At 65.4% G+C, this 1,164-nt stretch carries 1 protein-coding gene; it reads left to right on the forward strand.

Going from position 1 to position 1,164, the window contains the following annotated elements; translation table 11 throughout:
• Nucleotides 1–1,138, forward strand: a 1,138-nt coding sequence (locus YH64_RS30010) for a type VI secretion system Vgr family protein (protein WP_143215633.1), incomplete at its 5' end; no start/stop codon positions are given.
• Between the last annotated feature and the right edge of the window lie 26 nt (nt 1,139–1,164).

A 1,164-nucleotide genomic window follows, 5' to 3' on the forward strand; every position in this document is an offset into this window, starting at 1 on the left:
TACCAATCTGCCGCCCTATGAACTGCCGCGCCACAACGTCCTGAACACCATCAAGAGCAAGGAATTCAGGGGCAATCGCGCCAACGAATTGCGCTTGGATGACACGTCCGCGCAGATCAGCGCGGCGTTGATGAGCGAACACGGCGACACGCAGCTGCATCTGGGGTATCTGACCCATCCGCGTCCAAGCGGTGGGCAAGCTCGCGGTGAAGGGTTCGAACTGCGCACGGACGAACACGGTGCCTTGCGCGCAGCCAAGGGATTGTTGCTAACGGCCGACGCCCAAATGCGGGCCAAGGGCGGGCAGCTGGACCGGTCCGATATCGTCGCGGCATTGCAAGCCGCGCTGGATCTAGCCCGCAACCTGGGCGACTACGCAGCGCAACACGAAGGCGTCGCCCACGACGCCCAGCCGCAGCAATCCCTATCGGACGCGGTGCGCGACCTGGGCCACGGCGCTAACGACCAGCCGGACGGCCCGGGCCAAGGCGACGCCGGGGCCATCGGCCTAAGCGCCCCAGCCGGCATCGCCGCCGCCACGCCGGCAAGCATCGTATTGTCGGCCGGTGGCAATGTGGACAGCGTCGCGCAGCAGCATCAGCAGGTCAGCGCGGGCGACAAGATCGTGCTGAACGCGGGCGGCGACCTGGGCTTGTTTTCGCAAGGCGGCGCCATGCGCCTCATCGCCCACCAAGGCCCGATGCTGCTACAGGCGCAGCACAACGCCATCCGCATCCAGGCCGATCAAAGCGCGGAAATCACGTCCAGCCAACAACACGTGCTGGTCGCCGCCGACAAGCACATCACGTTGCTGTGTGGCGGCGCGGCCATCAAGATCGCCGACGGGAATATCGAGTTCTCGATGCCCGGCAAGCTGACGGTAAAGGCCGCCGGGCACAACTTCACCGGGCCAAGCAGCGCCTCGATGACGTTCAACACCTGGGACGCCACCCCCTTTAACGACAGCTTTCAAGCCACGCTGCAAGACGGTTCCCGCGCTTGCAACCTTGCCTACACCCTGATCCGCAACGACGGCTCGCGCATCACCGGCCGCACGGACAGCGAAGGCTACCTGACGCTGCAACGCGACATGCGCCGCGACGGCGTCCGTATCGAATGGACAAAGGCCGAAGAATGACCGAGACCAGACCCGCCACCGACCCG

Origin of the sequence: Achromobacter sp. LC458, from assembly GCF_001005835.2 — a bacterium.
Classification (GTDB): Bacteria; Pseudomonadota; Gammaproteobacteria; order Burkholderiales; family Burkholderiaceae_B; genus Achromobacter; species Achromobacter spanius_B.